Source organism: Paenibacillus sp. Soil750, assembly GCF_001428045.1.
GTDB lineage: Bacteria > Bacillota > Bacilli > Paenibacillales > NBRC-103111 > Paenibacillus_E > Paenibacillus_E allorhizoplanae.
In genome coordinates this window covers 81396-104960 of record NZ_LMSD01000011.1, presented here as the reverse complement: position 1 = coordinate 104960, position 23565 = coordinate 81396, and the positions used below count along the sequence as shown (strand labels likewise).

Annotated in this window: 26 protein-coding genes; 4 read left to right on the top strand and 22 right to left on the bottom strand. The window is 44.9% G+C overall.

The genetic code is table 11. The annotated features are described in order from the left end of the window. Nucleotides 1-88 precede the first annotated feature (88 nt). The 5 genes from ASL11_RS12250 to ASL11_RS12230 all read right to left on the bottom strand — a co-directional run bounded on the left by ASL11_RS12250 (nucleotide 89) and on the right by ASL11_RS12230 (nucleotide 5458). Nucleotides 89-1612 (bottom strand): extracellular solute-binding protein, encoded by a 1524-nt coding sequence (locus tag ASL11_RS12250; protein ID WP_056614077.1) that lies wholly within the window; start codon nucleotides 1610-1612, stop codon nucleotides 89-91. A 35-nt stretch (nucleotides 1613-1647) separates the two neighbouring features. Beyond that, nucleotides 1648-2487, bottom strand: coding sequence for a carbohydrate ABC transporter permease (locus tag ASL11_RS12245; RefSeq protein ID WP_056614100.1), 840 nt, complete (start codon nucleotides 2485-2487; stop codon nucleotides 1648-1650). Nucleotides 2488-2541: 54 nt separating this feature from the next. After that, entirely contained in the window at nucleotides 2542-3399 is an 858-nt protein-coding gene (locus ASL11_RS12240; protein ID WP_442953063.1) for an ABC transporter permease, read from the bottom strand. Between the two features lie 194 nt (nucleotides 3400-3593). Next, nucleotides 3594-4619 carry an alpha/beta hydrolase family protein gene (locus ASL11_RS12235; RefSeq protein WP_056614071.1) on the bottom strand — a complete coding sequence of 342 codons (1026 nt, stop codon included), beginning with the start codon at nucleotides 4617-4619 and terminating at the stop codon, nucleotides 3594-3596. Nucleotides 4620-5065: 446 nt separating this feature from the next. Further along, nucleotides 5066-5458 (bottom strand): winged helix-turn-helix transcriptional regulator, encoded by a 393-nt coding sequence (locus ASL11_RS12230; RefSeq protein WP_056614068.1) that lies wholly within the window; start codon nucleotides 5456-5458, stop codon nucleotides 5066-5068. Between the two features lie 122 nt (nucleotides 5459-5580). Between ASL11_RS12230 and ASL11_RS12225 the strand changes: the two genes are divergently transcribed. The 4 genes from ASL11_RS12225 to pduL all read left to right on the top strand — a co-directional run bounded on the left by ASL11_RS12225 (nucleotide 5581) and on the right by pduL (nucleotide 9180). Beyond that, nucleotides 5581-6285, top strand: a complete 705-nt coding sequence (locus ASL11_RS12225; protein ID WP_056614065.1) for a metal-dependent hydrolase — start codon at nucleotides 5581-5583, stop codon at nucleotides 6283-6285. A 242-nt stretch (nucleotides 6286-6527) separates the two neighbouring features. Further along, nucleotides 6528-7400, top strand: a complete 873-nt coding sequence (locus tag ASL11_RS12220) for a 3-hydroxyacyl-CoA dehydrogenase family protein (RefSeq protein ID WP_056614062.1) — start codon at nucleotides 6528-6530, stop codon at nucleotides 7398-7400. Next, nucleotides 7397-8602, top strand: a complete 1206-nt coding sequence (locus ASL11_RS12215) for an acetate/propionate family kinase (protein ID WP_056614059.1) — start codon at nucleotides 7397-7399, stop codon at nucleotides 8600-8602. Before ASL11_RS12220 ends, ASL11_RS12215 begins: the two co-directional genes overlap by 4 nt. Then, entirely contained in the window at nucleotides 8602-9180 is a 579-nt protein-coding gene (gene pduL, locus ASL11_RS12210) for a phosphate propanoyltransferase (protein WP_056614055.1), read from the top strand. The genes ASL11_RS12215 and pduL overlap by 1 nt, the downstream gene beginning before the upstream one ends. An 84-nt stretch (nucleotides 9181-9264) precedes the next feature. On the opposite strand, the gene ASL11_RS12205 is transcribed toward pduL, so the two are convergent. The 17 genes from ASL11_RS12205 to pflA form a co-directional block, all read right to left on the bottom strand. Then, complete coding sequence (locus ASL11_RS12205; protein WP_056614052.1) at nucleotides 9265-9963, bottom strand: Crp/Fnr family transcriptional regulator; 699 nt, start codon at nucleotides 9961-9963, stop codon at nucleotides 9265-9267. A 164-nt stretch (nucleotides 9964-10127) separates the two neighbouring features. Then, nucleotides 10128-10334, bottom strand: coding sequence for a hypothetical protein (locus ASL11_RS12200; RefSeq protein WP_056614048.1), 207 nt, complete (start codon nucleotides 10332-10334; stop codon nucleotides 10128-10130). 153 nt (nucleotides 10335-10487) lie between these two features. Continuing rightward, nucleotides 10488-10856, bottom strand: a complete 369-nt coding sequence (locus ASL11_RS12195) for a globin domain-containing protein (RefSeq protein ID WP_056614045.1) — start codon at nucleotides 10854-10856, stop codon at nucleotides 10488-10490. Between the two features lie 415 nt (nucleotides 10857-11271). Next, nucleotides 11272-11562, bottom strand: coding sequence for a hypothetical protein (locus tag ASL11_RS36455; RefSeq protein WP_056614042.1), 291 nt, complete (start codon nucleotides 11560-11562; stop codon nucleotides 11272-11274). Further along, nucleotides 11559-11900: a hypothetical protein gene (locus ASL11_RS36450; protein WP_056614039.1), complete on the bottom strand. Its 342-nt coding sequence runs from the start codon at nucleotides 11898-11900 to the stop codon at nucleotides 11559-11561. The genes ASL11_RS36455 and ASL11_RS36450 overlap by 4 nt, the downstream gene beginning before the upstream one ends. A gap of 15 nt (nucleotides 11901-11915) precedes the next feature. After that, complete coding sequence (locus tag ASL11_RS12180; RefSeq protein ID WP_056614036.1) at nucleotides 11916-13421, bottom strand: MFS transporter; 1506 nt, start codon at nucleotides 13419-13421, stop codon at nucleotides 11916-11918. Continuing rightward, nucleotides 13418-13606, bottom strand: a complete 189-nt coding sequence (locus tag ASL11_RS12175; RefSeq protein WP_056614033.1) for a hypothetical protein — start codon at nucleotides 13604-13606, stop codon at nucleotides 13418-13420. Before ASL11_RS12175 ends, ASL11_RS12180 begins: the two co-directional genes overlap by 4 nt. Beyond that, nucleotides 13596-14120, bottom strand: a complete 525-nt coding sequence (locus tag ASL11_RS12170; protein ID WP_056614030.1) for a Rieske 2Fe-2S domain-containing protein — start codon at nucleotides 14118-14120, stop codon at nucleotides 13596-13598. The genes ASL11_RS12175 and ASL11_RS12170 overlap by 11 nt, the downstream gene beginning before the upstream one ends. A gap of 24 nt (nucleotides 14121-14144) precedes the next feature. Then, a complete protein-coding gene (locus tag ASL11_RS12165) occupies nucleotides 14145-14708 on the bottom strand; it encodes a 4Fe-4S dicluster domain-containing protein (RefSeq protein ID WP_056614027.1) in 564 nt (187 codons plus the stop codon). Further along, nucleotides 14705-16876: a molybdopterin oxidoreductase family protein gene (locus tag ASL11_RS12160; RefSeq protein ID WP_056614024.1), complete on the bottom strand. Its 2172-nt coding sequence runs from the start codon at nucleotides 16874-16876 to the stop codon at nucleotides 14705-14707. Before ASL11_RS12160 ends, ASL11_RS12165 begins: the two co-directional genes overlap by 4 nt. After that, complete coding sequence (locus ASL11_RS12155) at nucleotides 16863-17903, bottom strand: hypothetical protein (protein WP_056614018.1); 1041 nt, start codon at nucleotides 17901-17903, stop codon at nucleotides 16863-16865. The genes ASL11_RS12160 and ASL11_RS12155 overlap by 14 nt, the downstream gene beginning before the upstream one ends. 274 nt (nucleotides 17904-18177) lie before the next feature. Next, the gene (gene ric, locus ASL11_RS12145; RefSeq protein ID WP_056614015.1) at nucleotides 18178-18858 is read right to left on the bottom strand and encodes an iron-sulfur cluster repair di-iron protein; all 681 of its coding nucleotides are present in this window, start codon (nucleotides 18856-18858) and stop codon (nucleotides 18178-18180) included. Nucleotides 18859-18959: 101 nt separating this feature from the next. Further along, a complete protein-coding gene (locus ASL11_RS12140) occupies nucleotides 18960-19487 on the bottom strand; it encodes a hemerythrin domain-containing protein (protein ID WP_056614011.1) in 528 nt (175 codons plus the stop codon). Nucleotides 19488-19668: 181 nt separating this feature from the next. Next, entirely contained in the window at nucleotides 19669-20211 is a 543-nt protein-coding gene (locus tag ASL11_RS12135) for a hemerythrin domain-containing protein (protein WP_056614008.1), read from the bottom strand. Nucleotides 20212-20299: 88 nt separating this feature from the next. Continuing rightward, entirely contained in the window at nucleotides 20300-21328 is a 1029-nt protein-coding gene (gene moaA / locus ASL11_RS12130) for a GTP 3',8-cyclase MoaA (RefSeq protein ID WP_327205098.1), read from the bottom strand. Between the two features lie 12 nt (nucleotides 21329-21340). Further along, entirely contained in the window at nucleotides 21341-22624 is a 1284-nt protein-coding gene (locus ASL11_RS12125; protein ID WP_082595401.1) for a molybdopterin molybdotransferase MoeA, read from the bottom strand. A gap of 197 nt (nucleotides 22625-22821) precedes the next feature. Then, nucleotides 22822-23547 (bottom strand): pyruvate formate-lyase-activating protein, encoded by a 726-nt coding sequence (gene pflA / locus ASL11_RS12120; RefSeq protein ID WP_056614002.1) that lies wholly within the window; start codon nucleotides 23545-23547, stop codon nucleotides 22822-22824. Nucleotides 23548-23565 lie beyond the last annotated feature (18 nt).

Sequence of the window (23565 nt, the reverse complement as noted above, 5' to 3'; positions counted from 1 at the left end):
AACTTGTTGTAAGCTCCCGCGTTCAGCTGGAGTCAGTGTTTCCATTGTAACGCAGATACGACTGTCTCGTCTTGCGATTCACTAACGCTTATTTTTTCTGCTTGTTATATTGTGCGGTATATTCTTCAATAACTTTATCACCGCCGCTTTTACGCCATTGCTCAACCGCCTGGTTCCAGCTAGCCTCGTCAATATTACCCATAATAAACTTGATTCGCGCATCTTGGACTATTTTTGTCAATTCAGAGCCCTTCTCCGCTAGCGTTGCTGATTCGAATGATTCCGCTGGATTGGCGACGGCAATTTCCGTGTTTTTCTGGAACATTTGCTTATACTTCTTGACAATTGGCACATCTTCTCCCGCATCGGTTTGGCTTCCATCATCATAGCGAAGCTGATAAATGGAGCTAATATCCGTTTCGTACGCCTTGCCGTCAAGACGAGCTGGTTTGCCATTTTCCACCTTATAATGCTTGCCTTCGATTCCCCATTCAAACAGGTTTTGCATTTTTTTGTCACCAAGCTTATCAAGAAAGCCAAGAATTTGTTTCAGCTCCTGCTCGGTTTTGATGCTCGTCTTTGGGAACATATAAACGCCGACATAACCCCCGTTGTACAGCATGAGCCGTTCGCCTTTAGGTCCATTAATCCGACTGGCTACGTCAAGCACCGCACTTGGGTTCGCCTTAACCAAATCGTTAAAGCCTGAGTTTACATCGTCCAGTGTGCTGATAATGAGTCCTGCTTTTCCCTGGTTAATCGACTCTTGACGTTTCGTACCAGGAACGACGGCGAAATCCAGATTGATTAGCTTCTCATCGTACATCCGTTTATACAGCTTGAGTGCGTCGATGTACTCTTTGGACATAAAATCAGGTACCACCTTGCCGTCCTGCACACCGTATAAATTTGGCCCGCCATACCAGCTCAGAATGGTCTGAAAGCCGTTCATCCCCCTACCCTCGTACATGCCGAAAGTGTCAGCTTTACCATTCTTGTCTGGATCTTTCGTTGCAAACGCCTTCACTACATTGTAAAAATCGTCAATCGTTTTGGGCTCAGTAAGACCTACTGCTTCCAGCCAGTCCTTACGATAAATAATGCCTTCTCGGGCAACAGGCCGACTGCGGTAAATACCATAAACCTTGCCATCTACTGATATATTGTTCAACACCAGCGGATTCAACTTGCTAAGATTCGGAAAGTCTTTTAAATAAGGCCCGACCTCCCAGAACATCCCGGACTTAACCGCATTAACAATACCCGAAGACTTATTGCTCGCAATCATCATAATTTTGGGCAGCTCGCCTCCCGCAATTGTGGCATTGATTTTATCGTTGTATGCGGAATTGGGCACCCACGTAATGTCGAGCTTCGTATTCGTATGAGCCTCGACTAGCTTGATCGCCTCGTTATCAGCCTTTGGAGGCTCAGCCGAGTAATACATATTCATCATCGATAGTTTGAGCGGCTCTTTTGCGGCCTCCGTGGCCGTTGGAGCTTTCGTTGACGGAGACGCACCTTGCTCCCCGCATCCCGCGAGGAAAGTCGTTAAAGCAAGAGATGCCAAACCCCATAGTCGCACTCTATTCCCAATCTTTTTTCTTTCCATCTTGTTTTTGCCTCCCTTTTATATGGTTCAATCATTTAACCCTTAACTGAGCCTAACAATACACCTTTGGCAAAATGCTTTTGTAAAAATGGATATACGATCAGAATAGGCAGTGTCGAAACGGTGATAACAGCCATTTTGAGTGATTGGGGCGGAAGCGCAACGGCTTCGTTCACTTGACTTGAATCACCGATACCCCCTTCAGACATAATGACTACCTGCCTCAACAGTACCTGAATAGGCCATTTCGTCGTATCGTTAATATATAGAATAGCTGAGAAGAATGAGTTCCAATGCCCAACCGCATAAAACAGAGAAAACGTGGCTATGGCAGGCATCGACAACGGCAATATGATTCTGAATAATATCATCATGTCATTGCAGCCGTCTATTTTGGCTGATTCCTCTAGCCCTTCAGGCATTTGTTGAAAAAAGTTTTTCAAAATAATGAGATTGAACGCGCTTATCGCACCTGGAAGCAGCAGCGACCATAAGGTATTCGTGAGCCCCAGCGCCTTGACAATCAGAAAAGTTGGGATCATCCCACCGCTGAACAACATTGAGAAAATTATGAGCAGCATAACCGGTCTGCGCCCAAGCAGCTCCTTGCGCGATAATGGATAAGCCATCAGAGACGTAAACACAATGTTGATAAATGTACCGGCAATCGTAATAATGACTGTGTTAAGTAGACTTCGCATTATTGTATCGGTTGAAAAAATATACGTATACGCCGACAGTGAGAACTGTGTTGGTATGAGAACAATTCCCTGTTTGGCATATTCCTCAGGCGCAGCGAACGAGCCGAGCACCATATAAAGAAACGGCACGACCGTCAACAACCCGAGCAGCAGCAAGAATGCATAGTTTGCCATATCGAACAATCGACTGCCTAGATTTCGGCCCACATAAATCCCCTCCTTTCGGCATTAATAAATGCCCTCTTCCCCGAATTTTTTGGCGAGCGCGTTCGTTACAAGAACGAGCACTAAGCCAACAAGCGATTTAAACAGACCCACCGCCGTGCTGTAGCTGAATTGAGACTGATTAATACCTACAGAATATACGTACGTATCGAAAACCTCGCCTACTTCGCGATTCAACGCATTTAGCATCAAAATAATTTGTTCGAAGCCCGTATCCAGAAAATGCCCGAGTCGCAAAATGAACAAAATAACGATTGTACTTCGAATCGCGGGCAGTGTAATATGCCACAGCTGTCGCCAACGGCCAGCACCGTCTATTTTCGATGCCTCATATAACTGCGGATCAACCCCTGCGAGTGCCGCTAGGAAAATAATCGTGCCCCAGCCGGTTTCCTTCCAGATCACTTCAGACATAATGAGCGTACGGAACCATTCGCTGCTGATCAAGAAATTGATTTTCTCGCCGCCTGCCTTAGCTATCAGTTCGTTAACAAGCCCACCTTCAACGGTAAACAGCATATAGACCATACCGACAACTACGACCCAGGAAAAAAAATGCGGGATGTAAATCATCGTTTGAACAAAACGTTTAAATGCTTCCTTGCGCACCTCATTCAGCAGGAGTGCGATAATGATCGGCAGCGGGAAGAAGAAAACCAAATTGTACATCGCCAGCACGATCGTATTGCGAAGCAGCATCCAGAACGTTGGCTCCCCGAAAAAACGGGTGAAATGCTGCATGCCCACCCAATCACTATGCCAGAATCCGAGAAATGGCTGATAATTTTGAAACGATATCAGGACACCCCACATTGGCAAATATTTGAACAAAATAAAATAAATAATGCCGGGCAGCAGCATGTAATATAGCCATTGGTCGCGAATGAGCAATTTGCCGATTCGTTTTCTTTCGGCCGCCGAAGGCCTAACTTTTGTTCCGGGGACAACCTTATGTGGTGCAAGCATGGTGCTCCTCCTCCTTCTGACATTTCGCCGCATGCATGATCAGCGGATTTCTATATTTTCTTTAACAACCTTATGCCTGATTAAACCATTCAGCCATACAGCTCCAACTTATATCCACATTCATCTCCTTGTACGGTTGTTACAATAAATTGGTTTTGAAACAAGTCATATTCGACCACGGCCATGTGATCGAGCGAATCGAGTACGATAGAGAAGCGCTTCGTAAATAAGTAGCCACCTATCATAAACCGTCCTCGTTCTGGAATATCAATTGATCTTACATGCCTTGCACGATGCTGCTCGCTCCGGCTATGTATTTCCACCAACTGTTGCTGTGTGGCGTTTCCCCAATGCTCGCGCGTTCCAACCCCTTCCAGTTCCCAATAATCCAACCTATCGCTCAAATTAAGCCTTTCCAAACGCTCCTTATACATCCTGGCATGATCAACAGGCACACGAATATCCGTATCTCCATGGCAAATAAATAAGGGAGTTAGCAGATTCGAAGCTAAGGCTAGCCCGCTTCTTGATGCGTAAGCCATTGGATTGGCTCGCGGAGGATGTCCAATCCAGACGTCCAACTCATCTTGAAATTCACCAATCGCGTCATTCTCATACCAGACCGCATAGTCAGCAATGCCGCACATCGCCGTCGCTGCCGTGAAGAAGTCGGGAAACTTGGCTATGATGGCGTAAGCATTCCCACCTCCACCACTTCCACCCTCAAAATAGACGAGCGAGATATCTTCAATAAAGCTTTCATATTTTTGCTGTACATAGGTGACTGCGTCAATCACATCGAACAGCTCCCAGCCGTTGCAATCCGGAGAACCATCAGAAAATGCTCGTCCTCGCATATCGACTTCAACAATTAATTCATCGACGCATGGTGTATCCATGGCCTCGAAAGGCGGTATGCTCATATGCCAGCCATGTGTCGTCACTACGAGCCTCGAGGGCTTTTCAGGCTTCAGCACCCGCATAGCTAATTGAAGTTCGGGATGGCGGGAAGAGTTATAATAAATAAAGTCACAGTAGGACGAATACTGATTCTCCCTAATCTCTACGGACTGCTTCTCGATCCGAACCAGATCCTCATATTTCTCGTATTCCACTTGTATCCTCCCTTATTTTTATTCCCCCAGAGGCCCTAACTGGATGGCCAGCTTATGGCTAGGCTCTCATTTGCAGCATATCGTAACATCGACTAACAACTCGCCGTCCGACTACACTGATCCTATCGAATCGACTTATTACCGTCTACAATCATTACCGAAGGGAATGTAAATTAGCAGCTGATAATCCAAGGCGAGTGAACAATCACAACCGAGTATTCCTACAGAAAAGCCTGTTGGAACGCAAAAAAAACCTTATTTCTCCGCAAAAGGCTGCGGAAAGCAAATGACGAAGGACTTCCTCCATACAAGAAAATAAATAGGCGTTCACCCCATAGAGTGAACGCCTATTTAACTTTCGATTGTCCTTATGAAAAATCCCCCTACCGAAGTAGGAGGAAGGGAATATGGAAGTATGGGAATTTTCGTGCTTTGTTATGTACACCTCAGTCATTCGAAAATTCAATTGCTTTCCCTTCCGACATTCTACTTTCGTTAAGTCTAATTTTATAAGTTCCCCCCCATGCCTTCATCGATAGGATGAGCGGTTCCAAGGTCCTTCCAAAATCGGTAAGAGAGTATTCTACTTTGGGCGGAACTTCTTTATAAACTTCTCTGTGAATGATGCCATCCCGTTCAAGCTCCCGTAACTGATGCGTAAGCATGAACTGCGTAATTCCCGGATTGAAACGTCGAAGTTCATTGAATCTTTTCGTCCCATCAATGAGATGATAAAGAATAATCCCTTTCCACTTCCCGCCGATGACACCAAGAGTTGTCTCCACAGGACATCCTTCTACGTTTGGATTTGAACCATATTTGCTTCTTCGATCGCCCACAATTCAATCCCCTTACAAAGGTATGATTTTTAATACTATATACGAAAATTCTGCGTACTTTCTTAAAGTAATTATACAATATATACTTCAAATGCACGAAAAAAATAAAGGAGCGCTATATTATGAAAATCAAATATCATGGTCATGCCTGCATTCAAATCCATACCGGTGAGAAATCCCTCATCATTGATCCTTTCCTAAGCGGTAACCCCACAGCCACAATCAAGCCAGAGGAAATCATTACCGACGCTGTGCTGTTAACCCATGCTCATATGGACCATATTCTCGACGCAGCGCCAATAGCGAGTGCCAACAACGATGCGCCAGTTGTCTCTATCGTCGAACTCGCGTCCTACATGTCTTGGCAGGGCGTAAAAAATTCAATCGGCATGAATATGGGAGGTACATTTGATCTTGGCTTTGCGAAGGCGAAGATGATCCAAGCTTTCCACAGCTCTGGTATCGTCATTGAGGAAACGAAACAGATTTTATATGCAGGTATGCCTGCCGGCTTCCTTGTGTTTGCCGAAGGCTTAACAATTCTGCATGCAGGCGATACATCCTTGTTCAGCGATATGAAAATGATCGGCGAGCGTCATCCAATCGACGTCGTTTTCCTTCCGATCGGCGACCATTACACGATGGGACCTGAAGATGCGCTCCAGGCGGCGGAGTGGTACAACGCGAAGCTAACTGTTCCGATTCACCACAGCACTTTCCCAGGCATCAAGCAGGATGAGAAACAGTTTATAAAGCAACTTGAAGAGCGAGGATTAAAGGGCAAAGCGATGGCCCCCGGCGACGTTCTTGAGATCGTAGGCCGCTAACATAATACGTCTGTATTTATCATCCCAAAATCGGTAATGTACTACTTTTTTAACTAGTACTCTGTGAGAAATGTCACAGAGTACTTTTTCTTTTAGTGACTAATCTCCGTATCAAGCCAATATGGAATGGCTGCAGTAAATAATATTTTCTATCTTGGTCACTTTCTGTGAGGATAATCACAGTCGTAATTGCTAATACATGTTTCAATAAGGAAGGATGTGGAGGAAGGGGAATCGTACAAATGGACATTAAAAAAGTCGGTGTAATTGGTGCTGGGACAATGGGACGTGGTATCTCTGAACTTCTTGCTGCTAAGGGCATAGATGTATATCTCATGGATAAATCCCCAGAAAAACTGAATGATGGATTACGATTGCTGGATGCCAGCTTAAATAAACAAATCGAACGCTGGGCTTTGACTCATCAAGAAAAGAAGCAAATAACTGCCAAGATCATTCCCATTTCAGATGTGCAGATGCTTCTTGAGTGTGACATGATTATTGAAGCTGTGTCGGAACAACTTGACGTGAAAAAGCAATTGTTCTGCAACTTGGAAAATAGTATTAGACCTGACGCCATTCTAGCAAGTAATACGGCAACACTTAGTTTGACAGAGCTAGCTGAGGCTATGGAACATAAGGAGCGTGTAATAGGTCTGCACTTTCTCTTCCCTGCAGGACAAGTGAGATTAGTAGAGATCGTTCGCGGTTTAAAAACATCCGATCTAACATTTCAAATTACGAAACAATTTGTTGAGCAGACTTTAGATAAGGCAAGTATTCAAGTCTATGAATCGCCTGGATATGTGACTACACGCATTATTTGTACACTGATTAACGAAGCACTTCACACCTTGTCTGAAGGAGTAGCAAAAGCTACAGATATTGATGAAGCAATCAGGATTGGTTATGGATTCCACTACGGGCCTTTAGAAATGGCTGATCGTTTTGGCCTTGATTCCGTGCTTGCTTCTATGGAGACGTTATTTCACGAATTAGGTGATATCAAATACAGACCGAATGTGTTATTGAAGAAAATGGTACGGGCTCGGCAACTTGGACTTAAAACTGGAAAGGGATTTTTTCATTATAATGAAGGAGGTGATCGTATATGAAGGTGCTTGTTATAAATTCCGGTAGTTCTTCATTGAAATATCAACTATATGAGATGACTAAAGAGATGATGTTGATCAAAGGACGTATTGAGCGAATTGGCTCTGAAACAGCCATCATTACTGTAGAACGAGACGAGCGAGACGAAATACGGTTAACACAAGAAATCATACACCATTCAGATGCTGTCCGTACGATGCTGAAGCTTCTTATTCATAAAGATTATGGCGTTCTTGAACACATCTCCGAGATTAAAGCAGTTGGACACCGCATTGTGCATGGAGGAGAATGGTTTCGTTCCGCAACATTAATTAACAGTGATGTAGAGCAAAAGATACGACAACTCTACGATCTTGCCCCACTGCATAATCCAGCACATATGGTTGGTATTCAGGCGGTCACCGGGCACATGCCGGATGTTCCGCAAGTCGCGGTATTCGATACAGCATTCCATCAATCCATTTCACAAAAAGCGTATCTATACCCGATACCACTATCTCTTTATAAAAAATACGGTATCCGGCGTTATGGTTTTCACGGTACCTCCCATGAATATGTAAGTCGAAGAGCGGCGCAGCTATTAAATAAACCAATTGAACATTTAAAGATTGTTACTTGCCATTTAGGTAACGGAGCCAGTTGTGCTGCGGTCTCAGGTGGACAATCCATGGATACTAGTATGGGAATGACTCCTTTAGAGGGTTTAATGATGGGGACGCGTTCAGGTGATATTGATTCGGCGATTATCCCATTTATTTTATCAAAGGAAGATCTGACAATTAACGAAGTGAATTCGATGCTTAATAAACATAGTGGACTTCTAGGTATCTCAGGTATAAGCAGTGATGTTCGAGAAGTTCAACAAGCTGCTACTGATGGAGATCCTCGGGCGATATTAGCCCTTGAAATGTACGAATATCGGATAAGAAAATATATAGGTGCCTATAGCGCAGTGATGAATGGGATTGATGCTTTGGTCTTCACAGGTGGAGTTGGAGAAAATTCAGTTTCTTTAAGACGTAACGTCTGTGAACAATTAACTTTTCTTGGTCTTATGCTTGACACTGAAAAAAATACCGAACGCACACAGACAGAGAGATTCATATCCACGGAGTCTTCTCCTGTAAGTATCTTGGTTATACCTACTAACGAAGAACTTCTCATTGCGCAAAAAACATTTTCATTGTTAGAGGAGACAAATTGATGAATATCCCCATTCCTGTAGGCGTTTCTGCCAGACATGTTCATTTAAATCAGAAAGATCTCGAAGCTTTATTCGGGATCGGATATGAATTGATTCCTTATCGCCCACTATCGCAACCTGGTCAGTTTGCCAGTGAAGAAATATTGAAAATTATTGGTCCAAAAGGGCAGTTTAACAAGGTTCGGGTTCTTGGCCCCTTACGAAAAAAAACACAAATAGAAATATCTATGACAGACTCTCTCGTACTAGGAATAAAGGCTCCTTTGCGCGAATCCGGCGATTTAAATGACACCCCCGGTATTGTTCTATCGGGTCCGAAGGGCTCTGTCACTCTAGACAGTGGCGTGATCATCGCTGCTCGGCACATTCATTTTCACTCTTCAGAGGCCGCTCGCTACGGAATTCTAGATAAGCAAGACTTGAGTGTACAAATTGAAGGGGAACGAGGCAGTATCCTTCATCATGTTAGTGCTCGAGTGTCCGATGACTACCAAATGGAACTTCATCTGGATACAGATGAAGCCAATGCATGTGGAGCTAAAAATGGAGACACCGCAACAATTATAATGAATCGGTAGAACCCGAATTGGTGATCTTCCTCACTTTCGAACATTCTAAACTTCAATATAATGAAGAAGTGCTTATATGGATATTTAACAGCATTAATTGTCTCTCCAGTGCTGGAGCGCCTCGATATCATGAATCACAAACCCTGAACGATCAGCTTCTACAATGCCCTCCTTGCGAAGCTGATTTAATAGACGGTTAACCGTTTCCCTAGTCGTACCAATTGCATTAGCGATATCTTGGTGGGTCATAGGTATTTCAATAAGAAGTTTCCCGCTTTTTTCCCTGCCGTTCGTCTCTGCGAGCTTTAGTAGAAATAGCTGCCCTCTGTTTTGCACATCTTGTCCTGTCAGTTCCTGCAGCTTCCCCTGCAGTTCAAGGATTTTCTCGCTCATCACCCTTAACAGTTTAACCGCTATACCGGGAGTATTACTAAGAAAAACCTCAAAGGGCTTGATGGGCATCGCAAGCAGCGTCGTGGGCACAATCGTCTCTGCCGTAGCTGGATATTGATTCGTATGGAACAACCCGGTATGCGGAAACATATCACCGGTTTTCAGAAAAGATACGATTTGTTGATGTCCATTTTCATCCGTCTTGTACGTTTTGATTAGCCCGCTTTGGATAAAATATACAGCTTCTTTTTCACTGCCTTCCGTAAATACGATCGTTTTTTTACGATAGGAACGCTGAATCATCATCCTGCAAAGACCTTCCATTTCTCCGTCGGACAAATCGCGAAACAACGGAACTTGGCGAAGAAGTACTCCGGGATCCATAGTTTTTTCATTCATTGTCATTCCCCTTCCCTTTAGCAGATTCAGACATATCCTCTGGCGTCCACCGCGGCTCCCAGCGATTCAAATTACCCTCATCGAGAAGGCAAGAAGGTCGCTGTGTAGCATAAAAAAACAGGAGTGCCCACTGGTTGGATAACACTTCTGTTTTCTCACGTATATCACTGAAAATACATTAAATAAACAACCAAAACAACGACCAGAATAACGACATACAACGCATTCAAAAGCGTTAATCTGAACATATTGTTTTTCGTTTTCTTCGTATATTGGTCATCTTCATTTTGATTTTCTTTGGAAAACCCTACTGCAAATGTTGCTAGAATGGAGATGATTGAAATAGAAGCAATGAAAATGTAAGATACCATGGAGATCTCCCCTTTTCGTTAAAAAATCTGACTCAGGTGCTCTTACATTCTAATCCCTTTTGAGGCTAAACCTGTGTGATTTAAGTCACACCTCTTTAAATAAATAAAAACAGACTCAGCATTTTGTGCCAAGTCTGCGTGTTGAAATACTCTCTACGCTTCTTTATTTACAAAAAAGTAGGCCGGACCTTTCAATCGGTCTAAAATAATTGCACGCACCTCATTTGAAGGAACAACTTCCTCAAGTGCTCTTTGCATGCACGCAAGCCAAGCATCTGCCTGTTCCCTAGTAATATGGAAAGGAGCATGTCTGGCTCTCATCATTGGATTACCATGTTCGTCTGTATATAAGGAAGGCCCGCCAAAAAATTGAGTTAAAAATTGAAACTGCTTTTCAATTAATGGCTCCATATCCTCTGGAAATATAGGTGCAAGCAAAGGATGTGCCAGAACTTTTGGATAAAAAGCGTCCACAATATTTCGTATTGTCGTTTCTCCACCGATATAATCATACAGTTCCATACCTGCAATTGCCTCCCTTTCGAATCATCTAGAAATATTATACCTCCTTAGTTTACACGATACCTTTAACCTAAGATGTTATCTAAATCACACTTTTCAAGAGCTAATCCAAAAAGGACGTGCCACCCTACTCAGGGAGTCACGTCCTCTAACAAACAGTGCTGCTACAACAATCATTTCATGGGAAGCTATCCAGTTTTACCCGTATACCGTAATGATCCGTGAAATTCATTCTGTATCTGCATCAAGCGGGTGATTTATTCGGTCAGATGGATCCCTTTCAGAACTCTGCGCAGAGCGCTCTGTTCTTTATTAATCAGGTTAAGTAATTCATACGGCGTACCCAAAGGGGAACATATCCACATTAACTATAAGATCAACAATTCCGAAATGGCTGATATGATTAGTCGGCTTTCTATGAACCGAAATGGACTTTATATACCAATTGCGCCGCAATGTCAGATGATCGGAGAACTGTTCCATGCTCTGAATTTATTAAGCTCGTCAGCTCTTCTCCCCTTAAAGGTATGGCTAGAAACTGATGTTCATTCATATACATTTGCATATAATCTTGGTCTTCGGAAATGCGTATCTTCTCAAGCGTCATCTTTTTCGGAGGTGCTACAGGGTCGAGTCCAGCCTGATCCTCGATATGCACTTCAATCTGAGTGCCAAGCCACCGTGATAATTGTTCTTCCCATTTCATACCCGTGCCTCCTTCTTCAAGCGGCAGCAGCCCGCATCTGCTTTGGGCGATACCTTCACTTGATATCCTTGGAGATGGTTCCAGCAATCGTGTTCCGAAGGCTCACCGCTAATTGTGTACTTTTCTATATAATTCAGGATTTCTTCTTCGCTTTCCCAAATCGCCAAACCTTTGACTTCGGCAACAGCGATATCGAGCCCCTCTTGTTCGCGCAGATCAATATACCAGGTTCCCTTTCCTGCGAAAAGCTCATTCAATTGCTGTTCGATAATCGTATAGAAAGGAGACTGCGCATGTTCACGGATAAAGCATAAATCCAATGCAAACTCACTCGGCATGTCACATCCCCCCTCCTATTTCGCGCTTCTTAGTTTGGTGATATCGCTAAACATCCCCGAATAATAGACGACATCTCCGGCATCATTCTTGACTGCACTTATCGTCAGCCATTCCAGATACACATCGCCATTCTTCTTACGATTCCAAATCTCACCCTGCCAGAAACCGTGACCGCGAATATCATCCCACATCGCATCGTAAAAAGCGCGATTCTGTTTCCCAGATTTCAATACACTCGGCGTCAGCCCCATGACTTCCTTGGCTTCATAGCCTGTCAGTTGCGTGAAGGCCGCATTCACCGAATGAATTTTCCCAGTCTTATCCGTCACCATAATACCTTCGACCGTATTTTCAATAATCCGCGAGGATAACCCTAATTTCTCGTTATAGAACATCCAAAGAATGAGAATTAAGCTGGCCAACGCCACCTGAGATAAGGCCATGAATCCAATGGCATAATGACCTGTCAGTTTGAAGAGAAAGGTAAGCAGCAGCGGCGGGAAAAATCCACCCAAACCACCCATTGCCGAGATGATACCATTCGCAATACCAGCTTGCTTGATGAAATACATCGGAACCAATTTGAAAATGGTACCATTACCTGTTCCTGCACACAGTGCAATGGTTAAGCAACCGACTGTGTACCACGTCATCGACGGAGCAAATGAAAGTAAAATACCAGAAGCCGTTAAGCCAGCAAAAACAAACATAAGAATTTTGAATGGGTTAAACTTATCTCCTAGGTAGCCCCCGATCGGCCTCATAGCCGTTGCCAGTACGATAAATCCGCCCGTACGCATCCCGGCATCTACTTTGGACAGGTGAAAGCTGCTGACCATGAAATTTGGTAAATATACGGTGAAAGCAACAAAAGAACCGAATGTAAGAAAGTAGAACAAGCATAATAACCATAGCTTCGAATTGCCGGCAACTCCTTTGATTTGCTCAACAAGAGAGGTCTGTACAGAAGGCTCTTTGCGATCCCCGGCAACGAAGTTCAATCCTGCCATGACGATCAGTAGAATGCTGTAGAGCATGACCGTTTTGGACCAACCTATTTGGTTGGCTATGACAGGCGCGCCAAAGGTGGATAGCGCTGTTCCGAGATTACCAATCCCGTAAATTCCGTTCACGAAGCCATGACGTTCTTTCGGATAATATTTAGGCAAGGAAGTCACACCCACTGAGAATACAGCCCCACCAATGCCAAGGAAGAACCCTCCAATAATGAGATCCCCGAAGGAATTCGCTTGGCTGACCCAGTAAACAGGCGCAAGCAATAGTATAAAGGAGATCGCAAACAGCTTTCTTGCCCCGTAACGATTCGTCCAATATCCCACAGGCACCCGCATGACGGAACCAAACAAGATAGGAATAGCGGTGACCCAGGTGAGCTGTGAAGGGGTTAGCTTGATCGTCTCTTTAATAAATGGCATTAACGATGATAGGATGACCCATACCATAAAGCCTAGAACCAGACTGATAGTTTGAAGCGGCAGTTGTACTTTTTTGATATTCATTCGACATCACGCTCCCGACGATAGATCATAATAGCAGTAGGGAATAACAACATATTTAACACAGAATAGATAATAACCGAACGATAATGGTCGAAATAGTACGCATTCACGGCCTTTTGAGTAAACACGATACAGAGAAACAAGATGATACATAATAAAATAACGCCGACATAGCTACGTTTCATATCGTTTCACTCCTGTCGCATAAATCGCGCCTTGCTCTTGCTTCAGAAGAACTTCTGGCAGTGGTCTCTTGGGCGGCCCCGCTGTTGGTGACCCCGTTCTGGCATCGAAAATGCCGTGATGGCAAGGACAGACCATTTCATCCTTCTCTTTACTCCAAAATACGGGACATTTGAGGTGCGTACACGCATTTTGATAAGCTTTATACTCGTTCTCGCCAAGGCGAATCAATAGTGCGGAATCATGCTCGCCCGGATAAGCGAACTGGACTGCATCTCCTACCTCCAGCGAGGAGATATCCGTAATTTTCAGCTGCGGGTAAGACTTCTTCGTTAGTCCTGTCAGTTCTTTCGCGGCGAGTGCTCCCCACGGCATCGTCGATACAGCGAACACGCCTGCTGCACCAACCAGCGTCTTCATAAAGCCTCGGCGATCCAATTTTCTCTCATCATTTTTTCTTATATTGTGCGTATAGTTATCTTCTTTAAAAGGACTATGGTTATTGTCCTGCTTCATAAAGTCCACCTCATCACAAGCAGATTAGAACAACTTTTGTTTTCCTTGCAGAATACCAGGAAGGGAAATCTTCACATTCGTTTCTCCTTCCAATGGATCCCATGGCTCATGACTTGCCGTCCATTTCCCTAGCTTATGCTGGGCTTTCTTCTGAGCTAACTCATCCTCAGTCAACCACTGCAGCGTATTCGTCGGACAAACGGATGCACACATAGGAGGGATACCTTCTTTGGTCCGATCGTAGCAAAGATCACATTTGTACATCAGATTCTGCTCTTCATCGAATTTAGGGATGCCATACGGGCATGCGATGGTACAATTCTGACAACCGATACATTTCTCAACCAATGCCGAAAGCACTGCGCCCTCTTCGGTGATCTGAATGGCCTGGGCCGGACAGCTTCTGGCGCAAGCCGGATTCACACAGTGAAGACACATCAAAGGAATCGTTTGGCGGGAGACTAGCGGATTCACATCATACACATAATTACGATTTCTTTCATCGTGGCCTCCGCATTGTGTACAAGCAGCCAAACAGCTCCGACAGCCGATACAATTATCCATTTCAATGTATAGATGTTGTTTCATCGGATGCTCATCCTCTCTGGTTGCTTTGCGATCTGTGCTGCGCATGCCTTAAACTCCGGCATGCGTGACATCGGGTCCAGCGCCGCTATGGTTAGCAGATTAATCGACTGCTCATGGCCGAAATGATAAGGAACGAACACGGTATCCTTACGAATCGCTTCGATAATTTTCACTTTATACAAAGCTTCCCCGCGACGTGTAAACAATCGGATGACTTCGTCATATGCGATATTGTAGCGCTCCGCTGTTTCCGGATGAACTTCAACGTACGGCTCCGGACACATATCCCGAAGGAAAGGAATTCTTCTTGTTTGATTTCCGGACAAGTAATGGTAAACAACTCGACCTGTGGTAAGACGAAGTGGATATTGCTCACAAGGCTCTTCGGCCGGCGGTCTGTAAGGAAGCGCGCATAGCTTCGCTCTGCCGTCCGCATGGTAGAACTTGTGATCCAGGAACATATGCGGCGTTCCCGGGTCTTCCTCACTTTTACATGGCCAGAACACACCGTCTTGCTTGTCGATCTTCTCCCAAGTGGCTCCATAATAGTCGGCATATCCGCCTTTGGAGGCCAAACGGAATTCATCCGCTACATCCCTGGCTGTCTTCAGATGGCCAAAATACTGTCCTCTGCCTAGTCGCTCCGCAAGCTCTACCTCGATCAACCAGTCAGGCTTCGACTCGCCAACGGGCTCTTGCGCTTTATTAATCTTGATAATCCGTCCTTCTAGATTCGTTACTGTGCCTTCATCCTCCGACCAGGTGACGGAAGGCAGTACGACATCGGCAAACTCTGCCGATTCGGACAAGTAAATATCTGCACAAACCATGAAGTCCAGATTTTTTAAAGCAGCACGGACAAAGTTCTGATTCGGCGCCGAGACAGCTGGATTCGAGCAGAGCAGGTACAAGCCGCGAATCGTTTTCTCTTGCATAAGCTCAAACATTTCATAGGCCGAGACACCCGGCTGCGGCATCTCTTCCGGCTTGATCCCCCACACCTTGCACACCTCTTCGACGTGCTTGGGATTCGTGATTTTGCGGTAGCCCGGAAGGGCATCAGCTTTTTGTCCGTGCTCTCTGCCGCCTTGACCATTCCCTTGTCCGGTAAAAGTAGCAACGCCAGACTTCGGACGGCCGATCTTCCCAGTCACCAAGCACATATTCGTGTAGGCTGATACATTATCAGACCCTTTAATTTGTTGTTCAATGCCCCGAGCGAACATGACGATGGCATTCGGTGCTTTGCCATAAATCTCAGCGGCACGAATCAATTTTTCAGGAGCAACGCCAGTTATTTCACTCGTGTACTCGGGTGTGAATTCTTTCACAACCTCTCTCATTTCCTCGAAGCCGTTGGTGTGATTCGCTATAAACTCAGCATCGATGTGGTTATTTTGAATGAGTAGATGAATCATGCAATTGGCAAGCGCCAAGTCCGTCCCCGGACGTAAATCAAGATGTATGTCTGCCCGCCTGGCGATTGGCGTTTCCCGGGGATCTGCTACAATCAAGTAACCACCGCGGTTCTGTACTTCCCATATTCGGAACATCGAGGTAGGATGGCACTCGGCTGTATTGCTGCCTGCGATGAACAAGCAATCCGTCTCATGCAGATCGGTCCAAGGTAAGGTTGATCCTCTATCCACGCCAAAGCTGCGAAGGAAGCCTGCGGCTGCGCTTGACATACAGAATCGGCCGTTGTAATCAATGTAACGAGTTTGCAAGGCAACTCTGGCGAATTTCCCTGTCAGATAGCATTTCTCATTGGTCATCGACACACCGCTGAATACAGAAAGCGAATCCTTACCGTACTTGCCTTGCATCTCTTGAAATCTTTGAACGATCAACGAATAGGCCTCTTCCCAACTGGCTTCGCGGAAGCCTTCCTTCGTTCCTTTGAGCGACGCATCGTCACGGATTAACGGTCGCAGCAGGCGATCATTGTGATTCGTTTGCTGATAAGCCGTCACACCTTTCGGACACATCTTGCCTAACGTCACAGGCCAATCATATCGCGGTTCGACGCCAATAATGGTATTGGAAGAAGTATCCACCCGCAAATTCATCCCGCACTGCATACCACAATAAGAGCAATGGGTTTTAACCAATTTTTCATTCGGGTGTGTTTTATTCGCGATAACTTTAAAGAATTTATCCCTTTGCATTTTGGTTGGCCTCCTTCACGCGAATCTGGTGGGTCGGTATCCCTGTAAATCGGGACATTCTATATTTTCGGCGGCATGGCAGGCACAGCTCTGCCAAGTGGAAGCCTTCCTCCGTTTTGAATTCAATTTCATTCACTTTAAGCACAGCGATGACATCCTTGGATTGCTCGACAGAAACAAAGCCTGTTCCGCAAACCTTACAGCTTTTCGTCTCTTGCTCTGCATAATGTTCTCTGTAATTTCGGGCAAACACGCTCATAGGACGGAATGGGATATGAGCAAGTTTACCAAAAGGGATATAAATCAGCGTCACGATAACGGACCATTGGTGGACTAACGTTACAACCGGATGTCCATAGCCGTGCAGGACTATATTGCAGAAGGTGAGCAGCAGCCCAGTCAAGCTTACGAATAGCAGCATATATAGCGGAAGAAAATCATAGACAAATGTCTGTTCCGCACGAGCCTGCATGTTCTTAATCCTGCGATATAAGGCCATACAAACACCACCGATTACCATGAAAGCTGTAATATTCAGCGCATTGTAGAACAGAAATCCGAGAGCACCATCTGCTTTAATCTTCATAAGATCGATCCCGAAACCAACAACTGTGTACCTTCCGTTCTCGGCCATTGTGAAGTACATCCAACCGAACACTAGCGGGAACGTAACGAAGGCGGATAAAATGCAGCCCCAACCAAGGAGTACGTGCTGGGTCCAACGATACCATCCGCGATTCCAGATAAAGCGGTACGTGAGTAGATGCTCTGTAGTCGTCTGAGGCGTACTTTTTCGGAATAACAACTTTAACCCTTTTTTCAAAATAATTTTCGTAGGCGGGCGTTCTCCCCACATAATAAAGCGATAAAAGAATCCGCAAATGAAAACTACGGTTCCTACCATATACCCGTATAAAGCCAAGTCAATATGTGTAAAAAACCTTGAACCGACTCCCATTAGAATAATTAATCCGCAAACAACCACAAAGACACATTTGGCGAATTTTGATGCGAACGCTCGATCCATGATTATCATTGCCCCTTCACTTGTGATTCTTATAGTTGAATTAAAACATGAGACCGCCCTACAGCACTGTGAGAAAAATCACTGTGTACCCCATCTCGATCACATTTTTTTGGTTATCACTATATGGGCAAAAAAATGGCCTTCCATCGATCTTTTGAGATCCAAGGGAAGGCTGCAGCCTTAGCGTGTAAAGACACGGGCGATTAAGCTCATATACAAAAGGGAACATACGGAAAGCAGGCAACCGCCGAAGCCTGAACATAGGCACTTCCCCCTAGGCGCGATTAAACAAAATATTGTTCTCCAAATGGATGTGCTGGAACATATCTGCTTCTAACTCCTCTAGCTTCAAGTAAGTGAGCCGAAACGTTGTGCAGGCATCCTCTGGTAACTCGTAGTTTTTGGTGATTTCCCTAATTTGTCTAAGCAGATCACCCGAGCCCTCATGCTCCTGCTCGAGTGTATCCAGAATTCTAAGCAGCCGTTCTCTTTTCACATCCGTAGGATCTTTCTCAAAATCAATGACAGCCGGGAATGCTTCTTCTTCTTCTTTCTCCATATGATGTTCCATGTCACTTTTCAATGCTTCAAACCATTGATCGACTTGAAGGAGTTCAAGATGATGCGGCCCATGCACACGTGCCACTTTCTTCACATATTCACTTAAGTGCGGCAGTGATGTTTTCAAATAGCCATGATGGATGCGAATAATATAATCGATTAATTCGCTTGAGCTTAATTCACTCCAATTCAAGCCGTCAAATTTAGGAGCTATTGCCGCTTCAGCAAGACTTTTTAACAAATCCTCTTCCGCGATATTCTGGTCTTGAATGACTTGAAGGAGTGATTTATTGCCTCCGCAGCAGAAATCAATGCGGTATTCCTTAAATACCTCTGCCGTCTTGGGATAGGCCGTTACAATATCTCCCACACGATCGGTTAATTGAATGTTCATTTTGTCAAATCCTCCTGTTCAGCTGTGATCTGAATCAACTATACCGAAAAAACAGGCAAGCTAGTGTGACAGCCGTCACACTATTTGAACATACTTCTCAATTAGATTTGTCGTAAACATCGCTCCAGCATTCGATTCGCAATCGGGAAAACCATCTCCTCTTCAGATATCAGATGCTCGGATAAGACAGAACAAGCCACACTAAGCAGCGTGATAGCTTTCTTCAGCTTTATACTGTCGGCACCTTCACATTGGTCTGCATAATCAAGAAATGAGCGAACAAACCGTTCCGCTTGTTTATGATCCTCTTCCAGAACCCAAGTTGAGGTGAGAAAGGTGGGCTCCATCCCCTGATTCGCATATTCGGTAAGGAGGGGGAGAACCTCCACTTCCTCCCAGTGTTCATGAGCCTCAAGCTGCTGCATGAAGGTAACCATTTGCTTTCGAATTTCTTGAAGTAAACGCTTTGACTCATCTGTGCCAAGCACGCCAACCATATGACTTGTCATTTCTTGGACATGATCAAGCTCTTTTTTTAACGCCCCATGTTCGTCCTTTAACCGCCCCAGAACCTGCCCAAGACTTGAAGTCTGAGCGTCATCTAACGGCATCCCAAGATCAATAACCATATATGATTCCTCCTCTTATTGCTGTAATCACATTGTATGCCTTTCTCTCAGCATTCTCTGTGAGGAGAATCACAGCTCTTGTTACTATTTCGTGACTTTATGAAAATAGTTCTAGATGCAAAAAAGAGGCATGGTAGACTAACCCATACCTCCTTCTATCATGCAGTTTTCGGCTCATCTCCTATGAGAAAAAGGACTCCAAATCTGTCAGTACTTTCTCTGTTAGTGGAAAAATAAGTTGTTCTTCCATGGTAAAGTGATCATTTAATATCAGACATGCCTGTAAGAGATGCGCTGCTGCCTCGGCTAATTGCTTCTTCACAACGAGAGGTGTTACCTCAATAACAGCTTCTTGAAAAGATTGGATAAACGACATGCCAAGTTGATGGTCTTTCTCCAATACCCAGAAAGAAGGCGTCATGGAGGGAGCCGGTTGATGATGAAAATAGGTTAACAGGAACGGAAACAACTCCTGTTCCTCCCATTCCGAATGTTGGTTTATCTCATCTACAAATTGATTGGTCTGTATCCTGAGTTCTTGGACAAGCTGTATGCCTTTCACCGAATCGTCCAATAGTATCAGTTCCTTGGCACTCGTTTCGAGTATCCTTAGCTTTTCTCTCAATTTTTCATGCTCTACCATTAAACGATCGGTAGCAAAAGCAATTTCCTCTGGGTTTGAAGAAGCAATCCCCGAGATATAGCCTGTGGAATGTATCGCCATACTAAGTCCCTCCCAAGGTAATCGTTTCGTTCGATATCTGTGTTCAGTATAGCTTCACGAGCGGACTCTCTCTGTGCGATACATCACACTAACCGCCGATATGAGACATTTCAACCTTATACACGGGAGTCGTGTGTGCTAGTCTCGTTTCGGAATAACGATCCTGACGCTCACCCCAAACTTGTTTGATTACTGATCTTACCTCATCATCGCTTGCACCGTCCCTGATCACACTTAGCAGGTCTGTTTTGTTTGAAGCAAACAAACATGTATACAAATGCCCTTCTGCAGATAACCGAGCTCGCGTACAAGTGCTGCAAAATGCCTGCGTTACAGATGAGATCAAACCGATCTCTGTCTGAGAATCCAGATAACGATAACGCGTCGCAACCTCGCCCTTATAATTCGATTCCACCTGTTCCAACGGAAACTCTTTATGAATCATATCGATAATCTCTTGACTAGGAACAACGTGCTTTAAATTCCATCCGTTACTATTCCCAACGTCCATAAACTCAACAAATCTCAAAATGTGTCCGCGCTCTCGGAAGTATTTGGCCATTGGAACAATATCCTGATCATTAACCCCCTTTTGCACGACCATATTTACCTTCACCGATAATCCCGCCGAAGCTGCGGCATCGATGCCTTCCAGCACTCCTCTTGCCGAAAATCCTCTCCCGTTCATAGCACCAAATCGCTCATCATCCAAACTATCCAGGCTTACAGTGATCCGCTCTAGCCCAGAGTCTCTTAGCTCTTTCGCCTTAAGTTTCAATAATGAACCATTGGTTGTAACGGCAATATCTTTGACGCCTTCTATTTGACGAATTCGAGCAATGATTTCGCAAACATCTTTGTTTAAAAGCGGTTCACCGCCTGTAATCCGTACTTTCTCTACGCCTAGAGAAACAAATATTCGCGTTAACCGCTCTAATTCTTGAAGGCTAAGCAGTTTTTCTTGCGGAAGAAACCGATAATTGGGACCAAACACCTCTTCAGGCATACAATATCGGCAGCGGAAATTGCAGCGATCCGTTACCGAAATGCGCAAATCGCGAAGCGGTCTTTGAAGGGCGTCTCTCATTGTAGGAACTTGCTTAGCAGGATTTTCCATATTCCGCCTCTCTCAGTACATGGTAATTTCATAGGGAAGAGGAATAACCTCTACTTGTTGGCCGGCTGCAATTACTTTGGAACCCGCTGGTATCATAATGATACAATTAGCTTCTTGTATGGATATCAGCATACTCGAGTTATTTTTTTCTAATACACTTACCTTCACTTGGTCATTAAAATACGTCATTCTTCCTCTTATATATCGATCGTGTGGACACCCTTTATCATAATCATCCGTCATAATCGCTTGGAGGTGATGATAGGTGCTTTTCTCTATTCCTTGCATGGCAAGCAACGCCTGCCGTACAAGCAGTTCAAATCCCACGAAGCAGGCGCCAGGATTCCCGGAAAGACCAAATACGAGTTTATTGTTGATGACCGCTGCTGAAGTTGGACTGCCGGGCCGCATTGCAATCTTATTGAAAAGCAGCGTCGTATCATTCCCGCCTATTGTAGTAAAGAAGTCCGCCATTACGTCATAATCCCCGACGGAGACCCCTCCGCTAACAATGAGCATATCACATTTTTCCATGGCATCATTAATCATTCTTACGACTTCATCTCCATCATCGGGGGCAGTTCCAAACATAACAGCCAACCCGCCGTATTGTTCGATTTGTGCCGCAAGCATGTAGGCATTACTATTACGAATTCTCCCTGGTTGAAGCAGTTCCCCTACAGCGATTAATTCACTTCCGGTCGTTAATACGCCCACGATAGGCCGATGGAAAACTGGGACTTCTTCATATCCCATCGAGGCAAGCAGTGCAATTTGGCCTGGACCTATTCGGGTGCCTGCGCCCATGAGCAGCTGTCCTGATGTTATTTCATCCCCCACCTTGGCAATGTTTTGTCCAGGGTTGACCTTATGTTTAATACGGACAGAAATTTGCCCTTCCTCCTGGTACTCTTCTGTCTGCTCGAACATGATAACAGCATCCGCTCCATCCGGAACCGCAGAGCCTGTCATGATTCGAATTGCTGTACCAGGAACCACTTGTTTATTCGAAGTATACCCAGCAGGCACTTCATCAATCACCGTTAGACAAGTAGGATTTTGCGGAGTAGCAAATAAGGCTTCTGCACTCAAAACCGCGTACCCGTCTAACCCGGAGCGACGAAAATGAGGCATACATTCCTTCGCATATAAAGGTTCGGAAATTCTTCTATGTAAACAAGAATCAATCGATGTGTACTCGCACTTCAGCTGCAGGACATGCTGCATAATCATGTTCTGGGCATGATCAACTTTGACTGCCTTGCGAGCATATCTCTGGCTCCGATTTATCATCATCAATCGTCCTTTCCAACTACGCTTATTATTTGAATCATAAGTCTTTATGGTATAAGTAGATGTGATATTAATCACATCGGATAGTGTGACCAAACAAACTAAGAAAAGAGGTAAACACCAAGTTACACTAGTGTTTACCTCTTTTTGCCTCCTGAAGTCGTGGGCATGCCATGAACCCCGATTCCGTTATCATTTGTTTAATGTGCAAGAACGCCCATCTCAATGAGTCTCCTTGCTCGCGTAACTTCCTGATCTGTTGGCGCAGGACAATGTTCGAGCGGGTATTCCTTCCCCATTTGCTGCCATTTGTAGACGCCCATTCTGTGATAGGGCAGGAGCTCAATTTTATTAACATTACGCAAGGAGCCAATGAACATGCCGAGATCGACGAGATCCTTGTGATCATCCGTCCATCCGGGTACTAGGACATGACGAATCCAAACAGGTTTATCGATCTCACTCAGATGTTCAGCAAAGCGCTTAATTCGATCATTAGGTTGTGCAGTAAGGGCAACGTGCTTAGCAGAATCAATCTGTTTCAAATCGAGCAGTACTAAATCGGTCACATCCAAAAGCTCCTGCGCATGACTCGCCTCACAAAAGCCGTTCGTATCCAGCACGGTATGAAGACCCCAGCGCCGTTTGCACTCAGCGAACAAACGGGCTAGGAAAGGAGCCTGCAAAGTCGGCTCCCCACCTGTTACTGTAATCCCACCGCCTGAATGACGATAATACGTTAGATAAGGCTCAATCTCATTCAGAATCTCCTCGATATCCATCTGCCTGCCCGTATTCATCTCCCATGAATCCGGATTATGACAGTACTTACACTGTAGGGCGCAGCCCTGCATGAAGAGAACAAAGCGGATGCCCGGACCGTCAACGGTGCCAAAGGTGTCGAAGGAATGTATGCGTCCTTTCATCGGTCTGCCCCCTTTCTA

What these genes read in the sequence shown, in the direction of transcription:
- ASL11_RS36455 (WP_056614042.1), bottom strand. Translation starts at nt 11,562, where the DNA reads ATGAAATGGGAAGAACAATTATCACGGTGGCTTGGCACTCAGATTGAA.
- ASL11_RS12205 (WP_056614052.1), bottom strand. Translation starts at nt 9,963, where the DNA reads ATGAATGAAAAAACTATGGATCCCGGAGTACTTCTTCGCCAAGTTCCG.
- ASL11_RS12250 (WP_056614077.1), bottom strand. Translation starts at nt 1,612, where the DNA reads ATGGAAAGAAAAAAGATTGGGAATAGAGTGCGACTATGGGGTTTGGCA.
- ric (WP_056614015.1), bottom strand. Translation starts at nt 18,858, where the DNA reads ATGAACATTCAATTAACCGATCGTGTGGGAGATATTGTAACGGCCTAT.
- ASL11_RS12135 (WP_056614008.1), bottom strand. Translation starts at nt 20,211, where the DNA reads ATGGCGATACATTCCACAGGCTATATCTCGGGGATTGCTTCTTCAAAC.
- ASL11_RS12125 (WP_082595401.1), bottom strand. Translation starts at nt 22,624, where the DNA reads ATGATGATAAATCGGAGCCAGAGATATGCTCGCAAGGCAGTCAAAGTT.
- ASL11_RS12240 (WP_442953063.1), bottom strand. Translation starts at nt 3,399, where the DNA reads ATGCTGCTGCCCGGCATTATTTATTTTATTTTGTTCAAATATTTGCCA.
- ASL11_RS12155 (WP_056614018.1), bottom strand. Translation starts at nt 17,903, where the DNA reads ATGGATCGAGCGTTCGCATCAAAATTCGCCAAATGTGTCTTTGTGGTT.
- ASL11_RS12165 (WP_056614027.1), bottom strand. Translation starts at nt 14,708, where the DNA reads ATGAAACAACATCTATACATTGAAATGGATAATTGTATCGGCTGTCGG.
- ASL11_RS12220 (WP_056614062.1), top strand. Translation starts at nt 6,528, where the DNA reads ATGGACATTAAAAAAGTCGGTGTAATTGGTGCTGGGACAATGGGACGT.
- ASL11_RS12195 (WP_056614045.1), bottom strand. Translation starts at nt 10,856, where the DNA reads ATGGAACTGTATGATTATATCGGTGGAGAAACGACAATACGAAATATT.
- moaA (WP_327205098.1), bottom strand. Translation starts at nt 21,328, where the DNA reads ATGGAAAATCCTGCTAAGCAAGTTCCTACAATGAGAGACGCCCTTCAA.
- ASL11_RS12160 (WP_056614024.1), bottom strand. Translation starts at nt 16,876, where the DNA reads ATGCAAAGGGATAAATTCTTTAAAGTTATCGCGAATAAAACACACCCG.
- pduL (WP_056614055.1), top strand. Translation starts at nt 8,602, where the DNA reads ATGAATATCCCCATTCCTGTAGGCGTTTCTGCCAGACATGTTCATTTA.
- ASL11_RS12215 (WP_056614059.1), top strand. Translation starts at nt 7,397, where the DNA reads ATGAAGGTGCTTGTTATAAATTCCGGTAGTTCTTCATTGAAATATCAA.
- ASL11_RS36450 (WP_056614039.1), bottom strand. Translation starts at nt 11,900, where the DNA reads ATGCCGAGTGAGTTTGCATTGGATTTATGCTTTATCCGTGAACATGCG.
- ASL11_RS12175 (WP_056614033.1), bottom strand. Translation starts at nt 13,606, where the DNA reads ATGAAACGTAGCTATGTCGGCGTTATTTTATTATGTATCATCTTGTTT.
- ASL11_RS12245 (WP_056614100.1), bottom strand. Translation starts at nt 2,487, where the DNA reads ATGGCAAACTATGCATTCTTGCTGCTGCTCGGGTTGTTGACGGTCGTG.
- ASL11_RS12180 (WP_056614036.1), bottom strand. Translation starts at nt 13,421, where the DNA reads ATGAATATCAAAAAAGTACAACTGCCGCTTCAAACTATCAGTCTGGTT.
- ASL11_RS12140 (WP_056614011.1), bottom strand. Translation starts at nt 19,487, where the DNA reads ATGGTTATTGATCTTGGGATGCCGTTAGATGACGCTCAGACTTCAAGT.
- ASL11_RS12225 (WP_056614065.1), top strand. Translation starts at nt 5,581, where the DNA reads ATGAAAATCAAATATCATGGTCATGCCTGCATTCAAATCCATACCGGT.
- ASL11_RS12170 (WP_056614030.1), bottom strand. Translation starts at nt 14,120, where the DNA reads ATGAAGCAGGACAATAACCATAGTCCTTTTAAAGAAGATAACTATACG.
- ASL11_RS12200 (WP_056614048.1), bottom strand. Translation starts at nt 10,334, where the DNA reads ATGGTATCTTACATTTTCATTGCTTCTATTTCAATCATCTCCATTCTA.
- pflA (WP_056614002.1), bottom strand. Translation starts at nt 23,547, where the DNA reads ATGAAAGGACGCATACATTCCTTCGACACCTTTGGCACCGTTGACGGT.